Raw genomic sequence first — 229 nt, 5'->3', positions numbered from 1 at the left:
CCCGCATATCCCGGCATCGACGTGATCCTGCCGGACCTGCAATTCATCGAGGACCGGATCGACGATCTCGTCGGCATCGTCCTGACCCACGGGCATGAGGACCATATCGGCGCGCTGCCGTATCTGGCCGAGGACCTCGGCGTGCCGCTGTACGCGACGCAGTTCACCGCGGGCCTGATCCGCGGCAAGCTGGACGAGGACGGCATCGCCGACCGCGTCAAGCTGAAGA

1 protein-coding gene is annotated in these 229 nt (G+C 65.9%); it reads left to right on the top strand.

Annotated features, from left to right (window positions below):
- Nucleotides 1-229 (top strand): MBL fold metallo-hydrolase (locus AC0IYH_RS34415; RefSeq protein WP_471838991.1); only part of this gene is annotated, 229 nt, incomplete at both ends.

It is taken from the genome of Pseudomonas sp. AC463 (genome assembly GCF_979253585.1).
This window is presented reverse-complemented; position numbering and strand designations above follow the sequence as displayed.